Below are 21,286 nucleotides of genomic sequence, written 5' to 3'. Positions count from 1 at the left end.
ACCGTTGCCAAAGAGTAATTATACAACCCTAGGTCAATTAATACTAAAATAATTTTATCCCTCGGTCAATTAAAAACGTGCAAAGGCACGCGCCAAAATAAGCCAGGACGCAGGCTCCGGGGAATAATCGGGATTATTATTTCCTGAATTGCTGTCATTATGCAATGGACGGGACAAACTGACCGCAAACCGGGCAGACCAAGGCCCCGCACACTTTTTTTCGAGGATAGGCAGAAAGCAAGAAGATCAAGGCGTCAAATCGTAATTATAGGGCGTCTCCATGAGCTTCTTCACTTCAAACAAGTCGCCCGTTTTGCCGAGAGCCCACATCATTTTCGGAACGATCGCTTCGGTATTCATATCGCCGGAAATAATGATCAAATTTTGTGCGACTTTGCGTCCGACCTCGTACAAGCTCAAATCCTCGCCTTCCTCCAAGCATTGGGTCGTAATAACGACGGCAACCCCGGAAGCGATGAGTTCTCTGATCTTGGGAAGCAGGTCTCTGCCTTGGAAGGGAATCCCTCCATTGCCGAAGCTTTCGATAATGACGCCTTTGTACAAATGCTTGATCAAGTCAAACAATTCCGGCTTGGTGCCGGGTACCAGCTTGAGCAGAAACACATCGGGGCAAAGCGAAGTATCGAGCTTCAGCTTCTTATTCGTCTTGGGCTTCGCGCCGACATATTTAATCGCCGTATCATGGATATGAGCGATGTAAGGATGGTTGATGCTTTCAAATGCGTCGTAGCTTTTCGTTCTGATCTTCACGGCCCTTGTTCCCCTGATGACTCTTCCGTCAAAGACGAGAAATACGCCGCTCACATCCTCGCAGGCAAAGCGGATCGCATCGATAATGTTGCGCTTGGCGTCGGTTTTTTTATAGTTAATGGGCACTTGAGATCCGGTAATTACGACAGGCTTATTGACATTGTGAAGCATATAAGAAAGAGCCGCCGAGGTATATGCCATCGTGTCGGTTCCATGGGTAATCACAAAACCGTCGTACTGCTCGAAGTTGCTGTGAATCGCTTCGGCAATCTTCACCCATGATTCGGGCTGCATGTTGGAGCTATCGATGTTCATAAGCAGCATGCTGTCCATTTGGTAGTCCGGATGTTTGTCCTGCAAAAAACTGATGATATCCTTGGCATCCATTCCGGGAGCCAATCCGTCCTCGCCTTGAACCGATGCTATGGTTCCACCAGTGGCCAACAATAGCAATTTCTTCATGAATACACCTCTAATAATCTATCGTACGCAAATTGCGACTTTCCTAGCTTATTATATGCAGGCAAAATGAATAAATCAAGCGAAATTTACGCGATTCGCGAACAACTATCTTGAGTATCCGAAAGGCGGTGTTATAATGAGATTTGATATAAGGGGGAAATCTGATGGTTCTGGATCGATTAATTGAGCTTAGAAAATGTAAGCGCTGGTCATTGCAGTATACGGCGGACCGGCTGGGCATCGCCAAAAGCACATACGCCGGCTACGAGTCGGGCTACCGCGAGCCGTCTTTGGAAGCGATCAAGCTTCTTGCGGATCTGTTTGGAACCTCTGTCGATTTTTTACTAGGCAGGGAGTCCGTTCAACCCCCTTCTGATCCGAACAAAAACATTTGCGAGCCTATCGAGCTGGTAGGATTGGAATCATCCCGTTTCGCGGTAGACGGTAAACCGCTTTCCCGGGGAGAGTTGAAGCATTTCATCGCTTTCGTAAGAACTTTGCGGGAAATGGAAGGAAGCTAGACAACGGGGCAATTCATTAAGTTCTCAACGAAAAAAGGGGCCGGCTTCCTCCGGATTTCATTCGGGGACGGCCGGAGATTCAGCCTGATTTCTATCGCGCCTGCCGAGAGGTTCAGCTTGCTGCGATATATTTGCCGATGCCGATAAACAGCAGCAGGACATAGCTCGCCGATAGCACGACAAATCCGATACGAAGCAGCGATCTTACGATTTTTAAAGGATCGATCTTGCCTCTTAGTCTGCTTTGCATGCTGCCGAGCAGGCCTCCGACGACCAGAAACAGCAAAATCACGGCCCATAGGCCGAATCCGGATTGGAAGATATTGCGCGTCATTACCGTTACGGAACCGATCAAAAATAAAGTCGTAATGTCGACCGCCATATATGTCGCTTTCTTCTTCTCCTTCGTCAAGCCGTAAACGATCCCCCAAGCCGCGAAAAAGCATACGAACGGGACAAGCGCCAAAAACGTATAAACGGTTTGCAGCCATGCTATGAATCCGCTCACGGCAGACCTCCTGTTATACTATAATATAGCCCACTGCTGCTCGATCGCCCGAACGAGCTGATACACCGCCGCGTGCGTCGGCAGTTCCATTCCGATCCGGCGCGCTTGGGCCAGCAGCCCTCCGGTAATAGCATCCAATTCGGTACGCCGGCGAGCCCGAATATCCTGCAGCATGGACGACGAATTGGCCGCCGTAAGCCGGCATACGTCGAGCAGTTGATCCCACAGATCGTCCGCCAGTCCGATCCCGAGCTGCTTCGCCAGCCCGGCGCCTTCCTCGTACAGTCCGCGCATGAGCGGCATCGCCGCGGGCAGCTTCAGAAGCATCCCGTTAGGAATTTGCAGGATGGCGGTCAGCGGATTGATCACGGCGTTGATCATCAGCTTATTCCAAACTTTGCTATTGATTTGGTTCGACAGAGATACTGCGAATCCTGCATCCTGAAACAGATTTTGCAGTTTTTTTTGCATTGCGGCGCTGCCTGTCGCCTCCCCTTCTTCAAGGCTGCCGAGCCAGGTCGATCCCCGCCCCGTATGCTCCACATGTCTCTGGGAATGCCGCAGCGCCCCTTCCGTAGTTACGGCAATCAGGATTTGTCCCGCAGAAATATGGCGGCTCAGGACATCCGTATGACCGATTCCGTTCTGAAAGCAAACGAGCCGGCTATCCGGCTTCAACTGGTCGGCCAGCTCCCGCGCCAAGTCATCGGTGACCGCCGTCTGCTTCACCGTAAGCAGCACAACGTCCGGCGGCCCATGCTTGGCGGCGCCGCCGGACGCCAGCTCGTCCGCCGCGAAGATGCGCGGCCGGGCCGTAACGGACAGCGGCTCGCCCGCATCGTCCCGGTCCGTGAGCAGCAGCCCTTCGCTTTCCAGCCGTGCGGCCTGCTCGCCGCTGCGGGCGACAAGCTCGACATTCGTTCCGCGGACGGAGAGCGAAGCGGCGAGCAGCATGCCGAGCGCTCCCGCTCCTACCACTCTGACTCTCATCATTCCCTGTATCCCCCTGCTCTTTCTTAGATTTACGTTAGCTTCATCATACCAGATTTTTCTTGCCGCAGACAAACCAAAGCCCCGCAGATGCTCCCTGCAGGGCCTTGGGATAATCTTATTCTATTCTTTCGAGATTACCGTTCGCGTCCATCTTGAATCTGGCTTTGTTCTCGTCTTCCTCTTCAACAAGAAACGCCAGCTTGCGGGCGCGGTCCATAATTTGTATGAGCGCTTTATAATCGTCGTTAACCACCCGATAATCCGTTTCCACCTCGTTGACCTGTTTGTTCAGCTCATCGTTCTCGCTGCGCAAACGGTCGAGCTCATCCTGCTTTTCGCTAAGCTCTTTCTCCAAATGGCGAATATGGCGCGACATTTCTTGATAAGTGCCTTTCCATTGACGCAAAAAGCGGATGACCGCATCAATAGAAATAGATTCTTCCGAGAAGCTGTCGCCGGATTTCGCATGCTCCGCGTGCTCCAGTACCGCAGAACTGCTCGAAACCGCCGCAAAAGCGGTATGCTTTTTCTGCTGGTTTCTTTTTTGGCGCTGGGCTTTCGCTATTTGTATAGCGGCCTCGTATTTTTTCCTTACGAAACTATTCCAGCGGAAGCCGCAGGCGGCCGCAGTTCTGCCGATTTTTTCACCGACTTCCTCGAAAGCGGTCAACTGCGTACTGCCTTCGCGAATATGACGCAAGGTCACCTCCGCCAAGATTAAATCATCTTCATCGCTCCAAGCATCTTGTCTAATGGCTGTCATACAAGAGCAGTCCTCCTAACCCCTGGGGAATCAATCATCCATTCATCTATCGAAAGTAAGACATGGAATGTTGCTTTACTTAATCTCTATGCCCATAGTAGAGTTCATAGAATCGTTTTCTACTATTTTGTATTGCCATTTTTCAATGGACTCATACATCTTTTCATGCCGGCCTGGGCAAACTGAAACCGAAACGGGAGAAAATGTTTTAAAATCGTCACGTATTGGACGTTTACACTATGGAAAGCAACCGTTATAATGTCTATTAGTAAATAACGCCAATGAGAAAACCGTCCGTCGATGTCACTCGAAGATGAACAACCGCGTTTTAAGGTTGGTTTGTTAAACGCTTCCGTAATTTTCGCAGACTCGCGGAGCCGGTTTCTTACGCAAATTTTTAAGGGGGATGCAGAATGGATCGCATGTTTCGCGTGCTTGGCTTCTGGACATTGGTTATCGGTTTGATGGCGCTCGCCGGCGATATGGTTCCGATGGCTATGATCTTTTTCGCCCAGACGGTTCTCTTCGTTTTGCTGGGATACATGAAGTTATCCGAGCGTACCTACATACTGCTGTTTTGGGGCTACATGATTTTGTCGTTCACAGGCTTCACGTATTGGTCATTTTTCAAAATGTCCATTTAACGATCGTCCCCGTAGTAACAGCATTCCGGAGAAAACCGGAAAAAAAGGTGATCCGCTTCGAGAAGCAGGATCACCTTTTTTCTTGGACGAGCACCTTGAACAGCTCGCTCATCTGATCGCTCAGCAGCAATTGACGGATCGCCCGGTTTCTCTTGGCCTCAGGGCTGAAAGGATCGGGGTTCAGCGTATTTTGCAGCTTGTGCAAAATTCCGTTATCCACCAGAAACTGCTTCTGCGTCTTGTACTCCTTCAGCCGCAAGCCCGATCGTTCTCCGGCTTCGATCAGCGCCGTGAAGTTCACATGCGCCGTCATGTCCGTCTCTCCGGGCGCAGCGTAAGGATCGTCCGAGGCAGCATGACGCCGGTAGCAGAGGAAGGTGCCCTTCATCCGGTGCGGGGCATAAAGCTCCTCGGCCGCGTCGCCGTAATCGATCGTAATGATCTGACCGCTTCCGAGCGCAGATCCCGCTTCGGCGATCCAGCGCGAACCGTCCAGGTTCACTTCCGCCAGCTGCCCTTCCCGCAGCACTGCTCCCTGGGCCGCCAAATAATCGGCGACAGGCTTCTCCGCCTCGCGCAGCGGCTTCTCGGCAAACCGGTCTCGTCCCTCATCCCATTCTACATACAGCTCCATTAGCCGCCCTTGCAGCGCCTGAATGCGGTGAACCGGCATTGCGTCGACAAGCTCATTCGAAATAATGAAAGCGCCGTTCCAAGGCGCCCCATTCAGCCACTCTTGCTCCGTCATCCAGCGCACGCGATCCCGATGCCCGCTAAGCTCCTCCTGCTGCATGGCAAGATGTACGGGACTTTTCTCGATGGAAATGTACGTAATCCCGGCATAAAAGTCAGGATATGCGGCCTCCAGCCTGTCCAGCAGCTGCCTTGCAAGCCGTCCGTTTCCTCCGCCCCATTCCGTTATCGTTGCCGCCCCTCCGGCGTCCCTTACGGCCGTCTGGGAGGCGATATAATCGGCTAGCGTCTCGCCTATCAAGCCTCCGATGGAAGCGCTGGTGTAAAAATCGCCGGATCGGCCGATTTTGACCCGATCGCTCGAATAATAGCCGCATTCCGGCTCATAAAGACACATCTGCATATAATCGCGAAATCGTATCGCCTGGTCTGCGCTTCGTCCGATTCGTTCCCGAATCGCTTTTACTAGTTGTTCGCTGCCGTACACCCGACTCCCCCTTCCCCCGCATTCCGCATGAATCACTTAGACTGTTTCGGCCGCTTCGGCCGCTCTTACATCGCACTTCTAGACTAAAGACAAATAAGACCAGAGTCGGTATAATAGAGGTTGGTTCAGAAATCATCCGGAAGGGGCTTTTATGTTGTCTTTTTACCGCAAGTTTTCCATTTATATCGCCTTGGTTGCGATGACGGGCATTGCCCTGTTCCTGACCGGCTGCACGGACAATAAGCAGTTGAAGCAGGACCTTCTGCAGGCCGCGGCCAAACAGCAGGAAATCGTAAACTACCGCTTCCAAGGGTCCGTCGAGCTGAAAGCGGACGCCGCGCTGTTCGGACAGACCAGCCCGATGACGGCGACGCTGTTCGCTCTGCTGAAGGATAGCCAAATAGATTATAAAGGCGTCGCCGCGCTGGAGCCTCCCCGTATGGAGGCCGACCTGTCGGTTACCCCTGCAGGCGGAACCGCCATCGATATTCCGGTTCTCATTAAAGATAGCAAATTGTATTTCCATATGCCACCATTAAATAAGCAGGATGAATACATGACGCTTCCCATCGCGCCTCCGAAGGACCAGGCGTCCGGGAGCGACGCATCCGGCGCGTTGAAGAATACCGGCAGGCTGACGGCCGAAATAACCAAACAGCTGCTCAGCGGCGCAGACCCCGATTGGCTCCAGACGACGAAAGAAGCCGTGACGCTGCAGGACGGAAGCCCCGGCAAACAAATCGCCTTAAGCGTGACGCCCAAGAACGAACAGGCCGTCGCCGATTACCTCAATCAGAGCGTGCTGCCCTCGTTGTCCGCCCAGCTGAAGACGAACGGGCTTGCCTCAGACGCCTGGAGCTCGGCCTTAGGAGCGATCAGACTGCGTGCCCCAAGCTCCATTGAGATGCGAATCGATAGCGACGGGTTTATTCGCGAGCAAAAATGGGATTTGGTATTTACAAGCGGCGGCAGCGCCAATGAACATCATCTGATCTGGACGCATGACTTATCCGATATAAACCGGAATCCGGCCTTCGCACGAGAAGTTCCCGCCAAGCAAAAATCGCTTGAGGAGCTCCTCCGGTTTCTGAAGCCGGCCGGCGCGGCGCAAAAATAAACGGCCGTTCTACTTCTTCTTCGGAAGAAGTATTTTTTTAACCTATCGCACATAGAGTTGTGGTAATCTGAATTTGCACGATTCAGCATGATTCAGTACTTATCCGGAAAGGAATAATCCGATGAGGCCCTTTCAACGAGCAGCCTGCATCTTGATCTGTCTTGGTCTATGCCTGTCCTCTCCGCCTTTCGTTCATGCCGCGGTCACTTCGGAAGAGTCGAAGCAGCTGCTTCAAAAGGGACTGACCGTCTATGAAATCGATCAGGAGCTTGCACGAATCGAGCAGCAGCAGCAAAATTTGAATGCGCAGCAAACGTCGACGCAGCGGCAGTTGGAGCAGCAGCAAGCGTTGTCCGGCGAGACCAAGCAGCATGCCGGACGCGTTCTGCGCGCTTATTATATGGGAGACCGGGATTCACTGTGGATGCTGCTGTTCTCCGCCGGCTCCTTCAAGGACGCCTTGATTACGCTCGAATATTTGCAGATGATCATGACGAGCGACCGCGACGCTCTGCAGAAGCATTTGGACAATCAGAAGAAGCTCAAAGAACTGACAAGCGAGCTGCAAACCTCACAAGCCGAGCTCCAGCAAGCTAAGGATAATTATATGGCACAAAAGGAACGGTTGACGGCGCTCCAGCAGCAAATCGACGCCGACTTGGCCAAGCAACCCGATGCCGCGCCTACGCTTTTGCAGGAGATGACGAACCTGACCTTGCAGTGGCAGCAAAAGGGAGCTCCGCTGTTTAAAACTTATTTTCTCGCGCTCGCCCAAGCTATGAAGCAGCTGCCCGAGCTGGTAAGCGCAAGCGACAGCGGCGGCGGGAAAAATACGCATCTGATCATGAACGGCTTTCAGTACACGTTTCAGATCACCGATGAAGAGCTTAACACCTTTTTGCGCGCCAAAAACCCGATCTTCCAAAACATGAGCTTTCGTTTTACCCGCAGCGACATTATCGCTACCGGCCGTCAGGACGATATGGAAGTAACTATAAAAGGCTCCTACGATTTGGCCGTCAAGAACGACGGCAAAACCAAGTTTATCCGCTTTACTATACAACAACTGCAGTTCAACGGCTTCGATCTGCCGCAATCGACGATCGACGCCATGATGAAAGACTTCGACTTCGGCATTTATCCGCAAGCCTTCGCTTCTTTTTTACAAGTGACCGAGGTTCGCCAGGAGGAAGGAAAGCTGAGCATTCTGCTCAAGCTGGCTTTATAACTTATCGATAAGCGAGGAATACGCCGGTGGAACCTATTCGCACATTCGGTCTGGACATGGATTTACCCGAAGGGAGGCGGCCGGGCATCGATACGCAAATCGTCGCAGAGCTCGCCGAAAGCTCCCCGCCCATCGACAGAGACAAGGAACTGCTTATTTTCGGCAGCCGCCGTCAGCAAGAAGAAGCCCGCGCCGTTATGGAACGGCATGGGGTTGCTTGCGAGAATTTCGACTTGCTGCTCTTTCCGGACGGAGCCGAGCTTAGGCCTTCGTTCACGGATTATGGGTTTACAAGCAGCCAGGGAAGGCGCATATACGCCTATGCCGATGCCGTCTTCCTGTACACGCTCCGCTCTGGAGGGCCGCAGGCCGAGCCTTCTCAAGCGCTGCTGCAGATGGAAGAGCATCTGTTAGCCTCGTTTGAGCAAAACGGCGAAATGTGCTGCGCGGCGGACATTCAATCGGACGAGCTGATGGAGCGTATCGCCCGCGCCTACGGCTGTGAAATTTCGCCTCTGTCGGCGGAAAACTAACCTTCTTCCGAAAAAAGACGCAAGGAGAACGGCCGGAATATTCGGCTGCCGCTCCTTGCGTCTTCTTCTTAGCTCGATTACAGTAAATCCGCCGCGAGCTGAGCCAGATGGGAACGCTCCCCGCGCTCCAGCGTAATGTGCCCGCTAATATTTTGGCCCTTGAAACGCTCTACAACGTACGTGAGGCCGTTGCTGGAGGCATCCAGGTATGGATGGTCTATTTGCTCCGGATCGCCCAGCAGAACGATTTTACTGCCTTCTCCGACCCTGGAGACGATCGTCTTGATCTCATGTTTGGATAAGTTCTGCGCTTCATCTATAATAATGAACTGGCCTGGAATCGAACGGCCGCGAATATACGTCAACGCTTCGACTTGAATGCTGCCGAGTCCGGCCAATATTTTATCGATATCCCCCGACTTCTTCGTATCGAACAAAAACTCCAGATTGTCGTAAATCGGCTGCATCCACGGACGCAGCTTCTCTTCCTTCTCGCCCGGCAAATACCCGATATCTTTGCCCATCGGCACGACCGGTCTGGCAATCAGCAGCTTTTTATACTTATGCTCGTCTTCGACCTTCATCAGGCCGGCGGCCAGCGTCAGCAGCGTTTTGCCCGTTCCCGCCTTGCCCGTCAGCGTAACGATCGGAATATCGTCGTTCAGGAGCAGCTCCAGCGCCATCCGCTGCTGCGCATTGCGCGCGCCGATCCCCCAAACCGGATCATTGCTCAAAAACAGCGGCTCCAGCTTCTTCCCTTCGGCATTGACTTTAAGCAGCGCCGACTTGGACGTTCCCATCTCGTCTCTTAGGATGACGAACTCATGCGGGTGCAGCGGGTATGCCAGATTGAGAGAGCTCACGCTCAAGTAACGATACGTGTAAAACTCGTCGATGATGGAAGGATGCGCATGAATGGTCAAATACCCCGTATACATATCGGGCATATTGACGATCCGGTCGGTCAAATAATCCTGCGCGGTCAGCCCCAGCACATCCGCCTTGATCCGGACGAGCGTATCTTTGCTGACGATGATGACGGGCCGCGGATGCGGTTTCTCCTGCTCTTCCAAATGATAGTTTAAAGCGACCGCCAAAATGCGGTTATCGCTGGTCACTTCGGCGAATACTTCCTGAAGCTTGGCAAAGCTCCGATGATTGAGTTCTACCTTCAAGCTGCCGCCGCTGGGAAGGCTGATGCCTTCATACAGCCGTCCCTGAGAACGGAGCCCATCCAGCATGCGCGAAATTTGCCTGGCGTTGCGCCCCAGCTCATCCGCGTTCCGCTTCTTCGTATCGATCTCCTCCAATACGATCGCCGGAATGACCACCTCGTTATCCTCAAAAGCAAATATTGCGTTAGGATCCTGCAACAGCACGTTGGTATCCAATACAAAAATTTTTTCCATTTGAGTCCCTCCCAGATCTGGTGTTTGGTTGCCGTTATACATAGGAAGCAACTAGTAAGGACAAACTAACCAAAGCAATTAAGGGATAGAAAGGACGATCGATAATGAGAGTGTTTGTCTATTGTATTGTGCTGTTGTCCGTATTGGTAGGTTGTAACCAATCACCAAAGAATGGAGCTTCCCCCTCTCCGACGAATGATACGAATCGACAAATTCAAGTGAAGCAAACGGCGCCTCAGAAAAAGGAAATCATCGATTCCCGGGCCGTCTCCGAACGTTTGGAGCAAATCGCCACCAGCATCCCGCAGGTTGAAAGCGCCAATTGCGTCGTTTTCGGAAACACGGCGGTTGTAGGGATCAATTTGCCTCCGGAAATGGACCGTTCCAAGGTTGGAACTATCAAGCTTTCGGTCGCGGAAGCTTTGAAAAAAGATCCTTACGGAGTCGATGCCATCGTTACGGCGGATATGGATTTGTCGCATCGGATCCAAAGGATCAGAGATCATGTGATGAACGGCAAGCCGATCAGCGGATTCGCAACGGAAATGGCGGAGATTATCGGCCGGATTATGCCGCAAATTCCCCGGGACGTAGAGCCTGCCCCGGCTCCCGAAAGTACGGAACCGCAGATGCCGAATGCCAATTTGTAGCGGGATATGTTGAAAAAGCCTAGAATCGACAGCATTCTAGGCTTTTTGCATAGCATCAAAAACTTGCGCGTCCAGCTTCTCGGCGGCGCGTTTGTCATAGGTTTTCTCATATTCGGGCACAACCGAAATACGCGAGCCGTAGAACATCGCGTCACGCACCGCGGTAATGTCCACGTCAAAGCATGCCAGCTTAAGCGGCACATCGGCCAGCGTCTCCGCTACCAAGCGCGCTTTGCCGTAAATGGCATGAACGGAGCCTTCGCCAATGTATGTCACATTAACGAGCGCATGGTTATTAATATTGCTTACGATACGGGAGCGACGATCCACAGCAAAACGGATCGTTCCCGAGTCTTTGGCGTAAATCCAGGAAACAGCGTTCATGCTGGGCGAGCCGGATTCGAAATCCACGGTGCTAAGCAATGCAAAGGCTTCCTTCTGCAAAGCTGCTGCCAATGGCTCCGGCAGTACTGTGATCGTTTCTGCCATGATTACCCCTCCTGCGTCTATTCTTAGAATTTATGCCGTTTGGGTGACACCATTATATCACAGGAATTGCTTGGCAACCACAGGCAGTTGCTGCTAGTGAGCGAGATGCGGTTCGGCGCTTCAGCGATGGTCGGACACTCCTTTCGGACGATTTATTTTAGTTTATCGAAAGTGTCCGTCATATATGTCACTGATTGTACTTAGGATTGGAATTAATATCATGCAGCAACTGCTCGGCGTGTTCCTTGTCAAAGAACAGCTTCTTGCTCGTTCCTTGCGCTTCGTAGTCAATATGTATTCTGGTTTCGTCTTCCGATGTCTCAAACCAAGCGATAGCGTGATCTTCGCGCAAAATCTCCTCGAAAAACATCCGCGTATCCTTGGCCGCTCGATCGTCGGGCCGAGCTTCTTCGACTATTTTCATCTGCAGCCAATTAAAGAACGCATCCTCAAGTTTCAAGTTCGTTTTTCCTCCTAAGGCTCAAGAAATAGGGCGAGAAACACGGTCTACTGCACCAGCAGCATGACGGGCAGCCCCTGCTCATTCCATTTGTTCATCATATGCAGCCACCCGGCGATACGTTCAGCTCCTGTCTCCCCTGCGGCGCGCTTTGCGGCCGTTTGCAGCCAGCCGGACATCTCGGAGGCGGAAGGAAGCCTGTCGATGTAAGCCAAGGCGCAATGCGACAGCGCAAGCCGCTCATCAAAAGCGATCTCCTCTGACGACGAAAGATCGAACGGCAGCTCATCCACGCCGCATGCCAGCTCCGCTTCCTCGCTCAGCAGCAGATTCGCTTTGAACGGCACGAGCATCCGCGAATGCACCGCTTTGACAAGCGCGAGGAAACGTTCCCGGTCCTGCTCCGGACCCAGCTCGATCCGCTCTCCCGGCATGATCGTACGGTCTGCGCAAAACTCGACCGGCGTTAACCAATAGCTTTTCATACGCCCCTCGCTTTCCCCGCTATACACAGGCTCTGCTTTTTTTCGCTATTCCTGCTTTTTCTCGCGATCTTGAATAAAGTAACGGACTCTCACCAGAAGCATTAAAGCGACGGCTACCGTCAGACTCGGAATAATCGGCAGCGCTCCCAATTGGAATAACAGCAGCAGACCGGCGCCCAAAGCGAGCATGATGTAAATGACGGCTTCTTTCAATATCGGGAGTCTGCGCGCTTTGAATACCTTATTATACACATAGGAAATCAACACAAAAATGATAATGTAGGTAATGAACGGATGCGCTCTAAACCATTCTGTCACGAGAGACGACCTCCTTCTAAAATTCTACAAAGAAAGCCCTGATTGCTCAGAGCTTTCTTTGCGAGTTATATCATTATGCGTTAGCTTCAGCCATTTTGCGGTGCTTCTCGGCGCGCTCGCGCTCGCTTTTGTTCAAAATCTTTTTGCGCAAACGAATCGATTTCGGCGTAATTTCGCAATATTCGTCGTCGTTCAAGTATTCAAGCGCCTGTTCCAACGAATACAAGCGAGGAGTTTTCATTTTGACCGTATCGTCTTTACCAGCGGAACGAATGTTGGTCAACTGCTTTTCTTTGCAAATGTTAACGATGATGTCGGTATCGCGGGTATGCTCCCCGACGATCATGCCTTCGTAAACTTCCGTGCCCGGCTCCAAGAACAGAATGCCGCGATCTTCCACGGACAGCATGCCGTACATCGTCGACGTTCCGGTTTCGCTCGAAACGAGCACGCCTTCGTGCCGTCCGCCGACGCCCGCACCGTAATAAGGGCCGTAGCTGTCGAACGCATGGTTCATGATGCCGTAACCGCGCGTCAGCGTCAGGAAGTACGTACGGTAGCCGATCAAGCCGCGCGCCGGAATCAGGAACTCCAGGCGGACGTTGCCGGAACCGTTGTTGACCATATTGACCATCTCCGCTTTGCGCGTTCCGAGGCTCTCCATTACGGCACCCATGCTCTCTTCGGGAATATCGATGATCAGTCGCTCAAGCGGCTCCATCTTTTGGCCGTCGATGACTTTGATGATCACTTCAGGCTTGGATACTTGCAATTCGAAGCCTTCGCGACGCATATTCTCGATCAAGATGCCGAGATGCAGCTCTCCGCGGCCGGAGACGATAAACGCATCGGGGCTGTCGGTTTCGTCGACGCGCAAGCTGACGTCGGTTTCCAATTCCTTGAACAGACGCTCGCGCAGCTTGCGGGAAGTGACCCACTTGCCTTCGCGGCCTGCGAACGGGCTGTTATTGACAAGGAATGTCATTTGCAGCGTCGGCTCGTCGATTTTGAGCACCGGCAATGCTTCCGGATTAGCCGGATCGGCGATCGTTTCGCCGATGTTGATATCCTTGATGCCGGCAATGGCAACGATGTCGCCCGCGCCGGCTTGCTCCACTTCGATTCGCTTCAAGCCCTGGAAGCCGAACAGCTTCTCGATCCGAGCTTGCTTGGTGACGCCATCGCGGTTGATAACGGCGATCGGCTGCCCTTGCTTCACGACGCCGCGATTCACGCGGCCGATAGCGATGCGGCCCAAGTATTCGTTATAGTCCATCAAGGTGACGAGGAATTGCAGCGGCTCCTCTACACTTTCGGTAGGAGACGGAATATGATTGACGACCGTGTCGTAAATAGCCTGCATGTTGTCATCCTGTTTCGCCGGATCGGATTCCAGACTGGAGGTGCCCATCAACGCCGAAGCGTACACGACCGGGAAGTCCAGTTGATCGTCGTTGGCTCCCAGCTCGATAAACAGGTCAAGCACCTCATCGACAACTTCAGCCGGACGGGCGTTCGGACGGTCGATTTTATTGACGATAACAATAGGTGTCAGGTTTTGTTCCAACGCTTTGCGCAAAACGAATTTCGTCTGCGGCATTGTGCCTTCGAAAGCATCGACGACGAGCAGAACGCCGTCTACCATTTTCATAATCCGTTCGACTTCGCCGCCGAAGTCCGCATGTCCCGGGGTATCCACGATATTGATCAAATAATCCTTATATCGAATTGCCGTGTTTTTGGCCAAAATGGTAATGCCGCGTTCCCGTTCCAGATCGTTGGAGTCCATCGCGCGCTCCTGAACCGCTTCATGCTCGCGGAACGTGCCTGATTGTTGAAGCAGCTTGTCTACCAAAGTCGTTTTGCCGTGATCGACGTGTGCAATAATCGCAATGTTGCGTATTTTATCTCTTGAATGCATGTTTTCCCTTACCTCTCCTTAATTTGACCCTGCCGCATTCGCATTAAAACCGCTGCGGGCCGAGGTCCGTTCACAAAACAAGCGTCGGACATAAGCGCCGACGCTTGACATTTACGTTTATTATACGGCTAATCGGCGCAAAAGGCAAGGTAAAACGATAAGTTTGTAATGCCATTTACAACCTTTTTACTTTTGGATCGATCAGGAATGATGCGGCTTCGGCTTTCCGATGATTTTTTTAATCACCCCAGCGCCGATCACGATGACCGTCGCCGCGATCGGGACGATCCAATGCGGAACGCCGGACAGCAGCAGATGGGATACGGTTTCGTCCTTGACGAACATCTCTCCAGCCGTGTACCCGAGAATCCCCGCGCCCAGAAACACCAGGATCGGAAACTTGTTCAGCAAATTCATAACGAGCGTGCTGCCCCATATGATGATCGGCACGCTGAGGCCGACCCCGAGAATAATGACCGTAAGATCGTTATTCGCTTTGGCGGCGATGGCCAGCACATTGTCAAGACTCATGACGAAATCGGCGACGATAATCGTCCAAACGGCCTTACCGAGCGTGGAAGCTTCTTTGATGTTAGTATGGCTGTCATCGTCAATCAGCAGCTTGATCGCGATCCAGGTCAACAGCAGCGAACCGGCGGCCTGAATATACGGCACCGTCAATATGTACACGGCGATGACGGTCAATACGAGGCGGAGCGCAATGGCGCCGAAGGCTCCCCACCATATTGCCTGCTTCCGTTGGCTTATAGGCAAATTTTTGCTGGCCAGCGCAATGACGACCGCGTTGTCTCCGCTCAGCACGATGTTAATCAACATAATCTGCAAAAAAAGTAAAAACCATTCTAACATGTCTTCCAACCCTCCAAGTTCGCTGTCAACCCGCAATCCGTTTATTAGTTCATACGGAGCCGGCCTCGATATGTTTCAAAATCAACGTATAAATTTCCGCCGACCGCTTGCTTCGATTAGAAATAGTCGGAGAATGCCGCCTGCTTCCCTGCTCCGATCCACACCGTCTGCGTCTCGGCGACCGCCTTGTCGATTTCCTCCTGAAGCCAGTCCATATGACCTTCAATGCTCTCGACGACGCGCAGGTTCGGATTCGTGCTCGGAGAGGGCGGCAGAAACAAGGTGCAGCAATCCTCGTGGGGCTGAATCGAGATCGTAAACGTATCAATCATTTCCGCTACGCGGATAATCTCCTGTTTCTCCATGCAAATCAGCGGCTGGAGAACGGGCAGACCTACCGCGCGCCCGATGACGTTCATGCTGCCGAGCGTTTGGCTCGCCACTTGGCCGAGACTTTCTCCCGTAACGATCGCCGAAGCTTTCTGCTCCTCGGCCAGCTTTTCCGTAATCCGGAACATAGCCCGTCTTAATATAGTAATCAGCAAATTCTGCTTATATGCCTGATGGACACGGGTTTGCAGATTCGTGAAAGGCACGAGATGCAGCTTGATGTCGCCGGCATATTCGGCGAGCTTGCTGACCAGCTCCTTGACCTTCTGCTGCGACTTTTCGCTGGTAAACGGATAGCTGTGAAAATGCACCGCTTCAAGCTTTAATCCCTGCCTCAAGGCCAAATAGCCCGCTACAGGGCTGTCGATGCCGCCGCTTAGCATCAGCATCGCCTTGCCGTTGGTGCCGAGCGGGAATCCGCCGACACCCTGGATAACCCGGGAATAGATAAGCGCGCGCTGCTCGCGGAGTTCGATCTTCAGTTCCGCCGCCGGCGCGTTCACATCGACCTTCAGCTCCGGCATCGCTCTCAGTACCGCTCCCCCGATCCGCTTGTTCATCTCCTGCGAATCGTACGGAAAACGTTTATTGACCCGCCGCACCGTCACTTTAAACGTCGCCGGAGCCTCGTCCAGACTGCCCATCGCCGCCAAAGCGGCAGCTTCAATCGCTTCAAGCTCCAGCGGCGCGGAATAAACCGGGCTGAATGAAGCCAGGCCGAGAATATTGCGGAGCCGCTGCTCGATGTCCGCGTAAGACTCGCCGTTCAGTTCCACATACACTCTGCCGAAGTCTCTGACAAAGGTCAGCTTCTCATAAGGCCGCATGGCCCGCCTGATTTGCTCGTATACAGCCTTCTCGAATCGGTGCCGATTTTTTCCTTTTAATGTAAGCTCTCCGAGCCGGAGAACAATGACATCCGGTTTCATAATGACCTCCGTCTTTGCTGCGTCTTCATAGCCGGCTTCAATTGCTCTACAACTTTTCCGAGCGCCGAGCACAGCCGCTTCGCATCATCCATCGTCTGATCCAGCGAGTAGCTGATGCGGATTCCGTTAGCGGCCGTTTGACCGTCATACCCCATCCCGAGAAGCACTCGGCTCGGCAAACTCGCTCCCGAAGAGCAGGCCGACCGGGTCGATACATAAATATCATGCTGTTCTAAAGCATGAACAATAACTTCGGACTTCATACCGGGGAACGTGAAGTGAACGATGTGCGGGGCCATATCCTCCGCCCGCTCCGATCCGGTCAGCGACAGCTCCGGGATAGCCCGTATGCAGCTGACGATGCGCTCGCGCAGCAGGGCGGTATGCCTGGCAAAATCAGCGCGGCGTTCGCAAGCGATCCGCACCGCCTTCGCCATGCCGACGATTGCCGGCACGTTCTCGGTTCCCGAGCGCAAGCCGCTCTCCTGGCCGCCGCCGACAATTTGCGGCTGCAGCTCCAAGCCGTGGCGGCAGTATAGAAAGCCGATTCCCTTCGGCCCGCGGAGCTTGTGAGCGGAGCAGGAGAACAAGTCGATCCGCTGCGCGGCGGGATCGATGGGAAGCTTCCCGACGGCTTGCACCGCATCGACATGAAACAGCACTTTGGGATGCCGCTTCAGCATCGCCCCGATCTCGCCGATCGGCTGCAGCCGCCCCATCTCGTTATTAACGGCCATGACGCTCACTAGAACGGTATCGTCCGACAGCGCCTTCTCAAGCTCCTCCAGCTTTACGCAGCCGGTCTCGTCCACGGGCAAATACGTAACCCGGAAGCCCCTGCGTTCCAATTGTCTGAACGTTTCGTATACGGAAGCATGTTCGATCGCGGTCGTAATCAAATGGCTGCCTCTGTGGCGGAATTGTTCAGCCGCTCCTACGATCGCCAAATTGTTGCTTTCCGTCCCTCCCGAAGTGAACCGTATTTCGTCCGGGCGCACGTTCAGACAGCCCGCAATGACCGTCCGTGCTTGCCGAAGCAATTGTTCGGCCTGAATTCCGATACGATGCAGGGAAGACGGGTTGCCGAAATGCTTCTTCATCACTTCGGCCATCGTATCCGCTACCTCGTCATAAGGAGGCGTCGTAGCCGCATAATCCAAATACAGCATGCTGATAACCTCCCAATGTTCATAAAAATAAGACCTAGCTTGCGCCCCGTTTCAAAGGACGCTTAAGGTAGGTCTTTGTTATGCTGCGTTAAGCTTCGTAATTACGCTGCAATCTAAGCACCTTGCTCACGTAACCTTGCGTCTCGCCGGGCAGCAGATGCATCTTCGACATCAACTCTTGATCGCTCGTTATCCCTAAACGGTCGATTCGTCCCGGGCCTGCATTATAAGCCGCCAACGCTACGCCGCTGTTCCCGTTATACTTGCGCAGCAAATCGGATAAATAGCGGGTGCCGCCTTGAATGTTTTGTTCGGGATCGAACGGATTGCTAACGCCCAGTCCTTGGCTCGTTCCATCCATCAGCTGCATTAATCCTTTGGCTCCGGCGCGTGAAACCGCTTGTGAGTTAAACGAAGATTCCGCATCGATGACCGCCTTGACCAAGCTCGGCTGAACGCCGTGATTGCGGCTTGCCGCTTCGATAATCGGTTCCAGCTCTCCAGCCGATTGCGCCGCCTTCATCTGCGGAGCCGCAGCAGCGTACGCGAACGATGGATTGAAGCTTGCCGGCTTAAGGGAAGTTCTTGCGCTTGCTCCCGCCGCAAAGCCCGGCTCTGCCGTCTGCGTGTCCAATCCTTGGGAAGTAAGCAAGGAATTAAGCAAATCGGCGAAATCGGAATTATCGTCGCTTTCCGCAGCCGAATCGCCTGAAGACAGCAGACTCATTTTGCCCAGCAACTGCAATTGGAGAAGATCTTTTAAAGTTCTTGGATCAATGTTCATAGAAAGATGACTCCCTGATCAAAGTTTCAAAACTTATTGTACACTGTTTTGGGCTCGTCATCCAGTTCTTTTTGTCTTTTCCTGCCGAAAAAAAAGGAAGACAGGCCCAGAGAGCCTGCTTCCGCTGTACGGAAAATCGTTATGAATACGCCGGGGCCAGTAAAAAATAGCTTGCCATAGAAACAAGTCCAAGAGCGATCGACCATACCCCCATAGCTTTCCGCCCCTGATTATACGAGAAGAATCCGAGTACCGCGGCGGCCCCGCCGAACAGCGCCGGGAACATGAACAAGGAAAGCACGCCTAATGTTAAGGCGGAATATCCGAGCCATCGGCTTTGTTCTTGCGACTCTTCCTTCTCTCGGGCAGCATCGCGGCGGCTTCCGACCTCGACAAGCTCAACAGGCGCCTGTACAGGGGCTCCGAACGGAGCCGTAAGCTCGGCGGCATATTCCTCCGAATGTTTTGCGGCGGCCTGCTTGTGCACAACTTTCATGGAGCTCTGAGGACGGGCGGAACGGTTTTTCTTGTCCCTGCTTCTGCTGTTATGACCTGCCATACGGCATACCTCCCTCATGCAGCTGATAGCCGCTTATTTCTTCGGCTTGAACGTGTGACAACAGGTGCTGCGCACATCTGCCGCCTTGTCCTGATGGCCTTGGAAATCTTCAGCGAACTCGGAGCTGAAATCGGCATGGGCATGCTCGTCGACCTCGATCATAATCGAGTTGGCCGCACAGTTGTTTCCTTCCGCCCAAAACGTACAGTTGGATACACTGCATTTGACATCTGGCATGTTTATCACCCCTTACTTAGGAGTGCCCGGCAGAGGGGGGATGCTATACTAACGGTACAGCTGGGAATATAGCACAAGGTACATGGCGTGCGACCAAAGCAGCGGACTGGCAGGCGGTCCCCATCGGTTCACCCATCCCTCGTATGTGTCCATGGAAAGAAGCGCATTCGGCACCTGCTCCGGAAGCCTTCCGAGTTCATCCGCTTGCCGGGCGATCCACGCCAGTGCGGCTTCCGCTTCGTCGCGGCGGTTAAGCTCGGTCTCAATCCACCCTAACCACGCCGTCAGCAGAATCCATTCCCCGCCTCCGTAATACTCGTCGCCTGGAAAACGCCGGACACCGCCCTGAGGCGTGCGCAGATCCGTCCTGATTTTTTGGATCGTCGCCGCCATCACCGGATCATCCGCGGCAAATACGCCAAATGGACGGCACAGCCACATCAAGCTCGCATCCACTCCGTCATGAACGAATTCATACCTATCTTCGCCGGGTACGGGGCGCAAACTTTTCACAATATGGCCGCTTTCGGGATGTACGCAGCGTTCCAATAGAAACTGGCGAATATTATGTATCGTCTCAGTAATTCCGGGAATCTCCAGATAAGGCTCGATAGCGCTCAAACCGCCGTAAATGCAAGCCAGCGTCGAAGGATGCACCTGATCGTTGCGCTCTTCCCAGCAGTCGAAATTCGGCAGCTTCCAAAAAGCGCCTAAGTACCGGACCGTCAGCTCTGCGCTGACCTTGTAGGTGTCGGGAAGGGCCGACGCCCCCGCAGCCCGTAAATGCTCGGCAAGCCCCCACAGCCACGTTCCGTAACCGTCGAGCTGGAAATGCCCCCATTCCGAATTCTTGTCATCGCGGCCGTCCAAATGATAGCGGGTATGCAGAAATTCATGCTCCCCTATCGCTTCTCCGCGGGCATGACGCTGCAGCAGCTGCTCGATGTGGTCTTTCTGCCGCGCGACGACGCGGTTTACCCATCCGTGGAACAGCTCCGAGCTTGCGGTCTCACCAGCCGTATCCATGGCGTTTGCGATAAAGCTGCCGTCGCGAAGCCAGCTGAAGCCGTAATGAACGAATAACGGGCAAGCGATATAACCGCCTGAAGAATGCTGATTATACCGAATAATCTGCTTGCTGATTTCGGCGAGCTCATGGATCGTTAGCTTATTGGTCATGGAACCGACTCCCCTCTAAACAAAAAGAGATGCGTTTGCAGCATCTCTAGTAAGTATTTTCCAATTTGCTTGTTTTATACCCGTTCGCCCTGCATCCGCTTTTGCGTAATGTAGTCGGTCTCGTAGTAAGCCAAATCTTCGCGCAGCGTTTCGAATATTTTCGAAAGCTCGATCGTCAAATCGCGCACCGCGCGGGTCGGTTTTTTGCGGAAGCGGATCGCATCTTGTCCCGTATAAGCATAGCGTCCGTCCTCGGAATAACATTCATTCTTCGGATAGAAGAAGTTATTGACGCAGCTGTGATACACTTCGTAAAGCACCTTCTCCGCATATTCCACGTTAAAGGTCGGACGGCGCAAGCTCACGCCCAGCTTCTCGTATGCGACTTCGCTGAATACCAACAAATGTCTTATGTCGGACAAATAGCCTTTATAAAATTCCTCCATCGTGGAATCCATCTCAGAATTCAGCTGCTGCAGGGAATGTTCGTTCAAGAACGTTTCCATTTTAGCGATCGCATCGCTTAGTTTGGATTTCGTAGTTTCGCATACATTTTTAACATTAAAATTCGCCATAATCACAAGACCTCCTGTATTTAAAACAAAACATTTGGTTGAATAAACGACTTTCTTTCTCCATCCTACCACAAATTGTAGTTAAAAGTAATATGGAAAATGACTTAACATGAGCTAAGGGGAAGATTTCCGGTTGTAAGAA

The 21,286-nt window shown here is 52.8% G+C and carries 25 protein-coding genes; 6 read left to right on the top strand and 19 right to left on the bottom strand.

Annotated features, from left to right (window positions below; genetic code table 11):
• Positions 1 to 246: 246 nt before the first annotated feature.
• Positions 247 to 1,233, bottom strand: a complete 987-nt coding sequence (locus SK3146_RS31660; RefSeq protein ID WP_249862533.1) for an asparaginase — start codon at positions 1,231 to 1,233, stop codon at positions 247 to 249.
• A gap of 164 nt (positions 1,234 to 1,397) precedes the next feature.
• Between SK3146_RS31660 and SK3146_RS31655 the strand changes: the two genes are divergently transcribed.
• Complete coding sequence (locus SK3146_RS31655) at positions 1,398 to 1,754, top strand: helix-turn-helix domain-containing protein (protein ID WP_249862532.1); 357 nt, start codon at positions 1,398 to 1,400, stop codon at positions 1,752 to 1,754.
• Positions 1,755 to 1,866: 112 nt separating this feature from the next.
• Here SK3146_RS31655 and SK3146_RS31650 read toward each other — a convergent pair whose 3' ends face one another.
• The 3 genes from SK3146_RS31650 to SK3146_RS31640 all read right to left on the bottom strand — a co-directional run bounded on the left by SK3146_RS31650 (position 1,867) and on the right by SK3146_RS31640 (position 4,018).
• Complete coding sequence (locus SK3146_RS31650; RefSeq protein WP_249862531.1) at positions 1,867 to 2,262, bottom strand: DUF3397 domain-containing protein; 396 nt, start codon at positions 2,260 to 2,262, stop codon at positions 1,867 to 1,869.
• A gap of 18 nt (positions 2,263 to 2,280) precedes the next feature.
• Positions 2,281 to 3,255 carry a ketopantoate reductase family protein gene (locus SK3146_RS31645; RefSeq protein ID WP_249862530.1) on the bottom strand — a complete coding sequence of 325 codons (975 nt, stop codon included), beginning with the start codon at positions 3,253 to 3,255 and terminating at the stop codon, positions 2,281 to 2,283.
• Positions 3,256 to 3,370: 115 nt separating this feature from the next.
• The gene (locus SK3146_RS31640; protein WP_249862529.1) at positions 3,371 to 4,018 is read right to left on the bottom strand and encodes an RsfA family transcriptional regulator; all 648 of its coding nucleotides are present in this window, start codon (positions 4,016 to 4,018) and stop codon (positions 3,371 to 3,373) included.
• 413 nt (positions 4,019 to 4,431) lie between these two features.
• On the opposite strand from SK3146_RS31640, the gene SK3146_RS31635 reads away from it, so the two are divergent.
• On the top strand, positions 4,432 to 4,662 hold the full coding sequence (locus SK3146_RS31635; RefSeq protein ID WP_249862528.1) for a DUF2626 domain-containing protein: 231 nt from the start codon (positions 4,432 to 4,434) through the stop codon (positions 4,660 to 4,662).
• Positions 4,663 to 4,732: 70 nt separating this feature from the next.
• Here the strand turns inward: SK3146_RS31635 and SK3146_RS31630 are convergent, their stop codons facing one another.
• Entirely contained in the window at positions 4,733 to 5,842 is a 1,110-nt protein-coding gene (locus tag SK3146_RS31630) for a class I SAM-dependent methyltransferase (RefSeq protein ID WP_249862527.1), read from the bottom strand.
• A gap of 151 nt (positions 5,843 to 5,993) precedes the next feature.
• Between SK3146_RS31630 and SK3146_RS31625 the strand changes: the two genes are divergently transcribed.
• The 3 genes from SK3146_RS31625 to SK3146_RS31615 all read left to right on the top strand — a co-directional run bounded on the left by SK3146_RS31625 (position 5,994) and on the right by SK3146_RS31615 (position 8,720).
• Complete coding sequence (locus SK3146_RS31625) at positions 5,994 to 6,959, top strand: hypothetical protein (RefSeq protein ID WP_249862526.1); 966 nt, start codon at positions 5,994 to 5,996, stop codon at positions 6,957 to 6,959.
• Between the two features lie 121 nt (positions 6,960 to 7,080).
• The gene (locus SK3146_RS31620) at positions 7,081 to 8,187 is read left to right on the top strand and encodes a hypothetical protein (RefSeq protein ID WP_249862525.1); all 1,107 of its coding nucleotides are present in this window, start codon (positions 7,081 to 7,083) and stop codon (positions 8,185 to 8,187) included.
• Between the two features lie 26 nt (positions 8,188 to 8,213).
• Positions 8,214 to 8,720 (top strand): hypothetical protein, encoded by a 507-nt coding sequence (locus SK3146_RS31615; RefSeq protein WP_249862524.1) that lies wholly within the window; start codon positions 8,214 to 8,216, stop codon positions 8,718 to 8,720.
• 77 nt (positions 8,721 to 8,797) lie between these two features.
• Here the strand turns inward: SK3146_RS31615 and SK3146_RS31610 are convergent, their stop codons facing one another.
• Positions 8,798 to 10,129, bottom strand: coding sequence for a PhoH family protein (locus tag SK3146_RS31610; RefSeq protein ID WP_249862523.1), 1,332 nt, complete (start codon positions 10,127 to 10,129; stop codon positions 8,798 to 8,800).
• Between the two features lie 104 nt (positions 10,130 to 10,233).
• Here SK3146_RS31610 and SK3146_RS31605 point away from each other — a divergent pair, with 104 nt between their 5' ends.
• On the top strand, positions 10,234 to 10,779 hold the full coding sequence (locus tag SK3146_RS31605) for a YhcN/YlaJ family sporulation lipoprotein (protein WP_249862522.1): 546 nt from the start codon (positions 10,234 to 10,236) through the stop codon (positions 10,777 to 10,779).
• Between the two features lie 36 nt (positions 10,780 to 10,815).
• On the opposite strand, the gene SK3146_RS31600 is transcribed toward SK3146_RS31605, so the two are convergent.
• The 13 genes from SK3146_RS31600 to SK3146_RS31540 form a co-directional block, all read right to left on the bottom strand.
• Entirely contained in the window at positions 10,816 to 11,268 is a 453-nt protein-coding gene (locus SK3146_RS31600; protein WP_249862521.1) for a pyridoxamine 5'-phosphate oxidase family protein, read from the bottom strand.
• Positions 11,269 to 11,455: 187 nt separating this feature from the next.
• Complete coding sequence (locus SK3146_RS31595; RefSeq protein WP_249862520.1) at positions 11,456 to 11,728, bottom strand: hypothetical protein; 273 nt, start codon at positions 11,726 to 11,728, stop codon at positions 11,456 to 11,458.
• Between the two features lie 47 nt (positions 11,729 to 11,775).
• Positions 11,776 to 12,213, bottom strand: a complete 438-nt coding sequence (locus SK3146_RS31590; protein WP_249862519.1) for a hypothetical protein — start codon at positions 12,211 to 12,213, stop codon at positions 11,776 to 11,778.
• A gap of 45 nt (positions 12,214 to 12,258) precedes the next feature.
• Positions 12,259 to 12,531: a YlaH-like family protein gene (locus tag SK3146_RS31585; protein ID WP_249862518.1), complete on the bottom strand. Its 273-nt coding sequence runs from the start codon at positions 12,529 to 12,531 to the stop codon at positions 12,259 to 12,261.
• 73 nt (positions 12,532 to 12,604) lie between these two features.
• Positions 12,605 to 14,452 (bottom strand): translational GTPase TypA, encoded by a 1,848-nt coding sequence (gene typA, locus SK3146_RS31580; RefSeq protein WP_249862517.1) that lies wholly within the window; start codon positions 14,450 to 14,452, stop codon positions 12,605 to 12,607.
• Between the two features lie 201 nt (positions 14,453 to 14,653).
• Positions 14,654 to 15,322 carry a TerC family protein gene (locus SK3146_RS31575; RefSeq protein ID WP_249862516.1) on the bottom strand — a complete coding sequence of 223 codons (669 nt, stop codon included), beginning with the start codon at positions 15,320 to 15,322 and terminating at the stop codon, positions 14,654 to 14,656.
• A gap of 116 nt (positions 15,323 to 15,438) precedes the next feature.
• Positions 15,439 to 16,641 (bottom strand): tRNA uracil 4-sulfurtransferase ThiI, encoded by a 1,203-nt coding sequence (gene thiI, locus SK3146_RS31570; protein ID WP_249862515.1) that lies wholly within the window; start codon positions 16,639 to 16,641, stop codon positions 15,439 to 15,441.
• Positions 16,638 to 17,810: a cysteine desulfurase family protein gene (locus SK3146_RS31565; RefSeq protein ID WP_249862514.1), complete on the bottom strand. Its 1,173-nt coding sequence runs from the start codon at positions 17,808 to 17,810 to the stop codon at positions 16,638 to 16,640. The genes thiI and SK3146_RS31565 overlap by 4 nt, the downstream gene beginning before the upstream one ends.
• A gap of 88 nt (positions 17,811 to 17,898) precedes the next feature.
• Complete coding sequence (locus tag SK3146_RS31560) at positions 17,899 to 18,594, bottom strand: lytic transglycosylase domain-containing protein (protein ID WP_249862513.1); 696 nt, start codon at positions 18,592 to 18,594, stop codon at positions 17,899 to 17,901.
• Between the two features lie 139 nt (positions 18,595 to 18,733).
• Positions 18,734 to 19,153, bottom strand: a complete 420-nt coding sequence (locus SK3146_RS31555) for a hypothetical protein (RefSeq protein ID WP_249862512.1) — start codon at positions 19,151 to 19,153, stop codon at positions 18,734 to 18,736.
• Between the two features lie 33 nt (positions 19,154 to 19,186).
• Positions 19,187 to 19,390 carry a DUF1540 domain-containing protein gene (locus SK3146_RS31550; protein ID WP_249862511.1) on the bottom strand — a complete coding sequence of 68 codons (204 nt, stop codon included), beginning with the start codon at positions 19,388 to 19,390 and terminating at the stop codon, positions 19,187 to 19,189.
• A gap of 48 nt (positions 19,391 to 19,438) precedes the next feature.
• On the bottom strand, positions 19,439 to 20,569 hold the full coding sequence (locus tag SK3146_RS31545) for a glycoside hydrolase family 15 protein (protein WP_249862510.1): 1,131 nt from the start codon (positions 20,567 to 20,569) through the stop codon (positions 19,439 to 19,441).
• Positions 20,570 to 20,643: 74 nt separating this feature from the next.
• Positions 20,644 to 21,144 (bottom strand): YpuI family protein, encoded by a 501-nt coding sequence (locus SK3146_RS31540; protein ID WP_249862509.1) that lies wholly within the window; start codon positions 21,142 to 21,144, stop codon positions 20,644 to 20,646.
• Between the last annotated feature and the right edge of the window lie 142 nt (positions 21,145 to 21,286).

The sequence above is a fragment of the Paenibacillus konkukensis genome (genome assembly GCF_023523925.1).
GTDB classification, from domain to species: domain Bacteria; phylum Bacillota; class Bacilli; order Paenibacillales; family NBRC-103111; genus Paenibacillus_S; species Paenibacillus_S doosanensis.
Note: the sequence above shows the minus strand (reverse complement) of the source record. Positions and strands in the feature narration are given on the sequence as shown.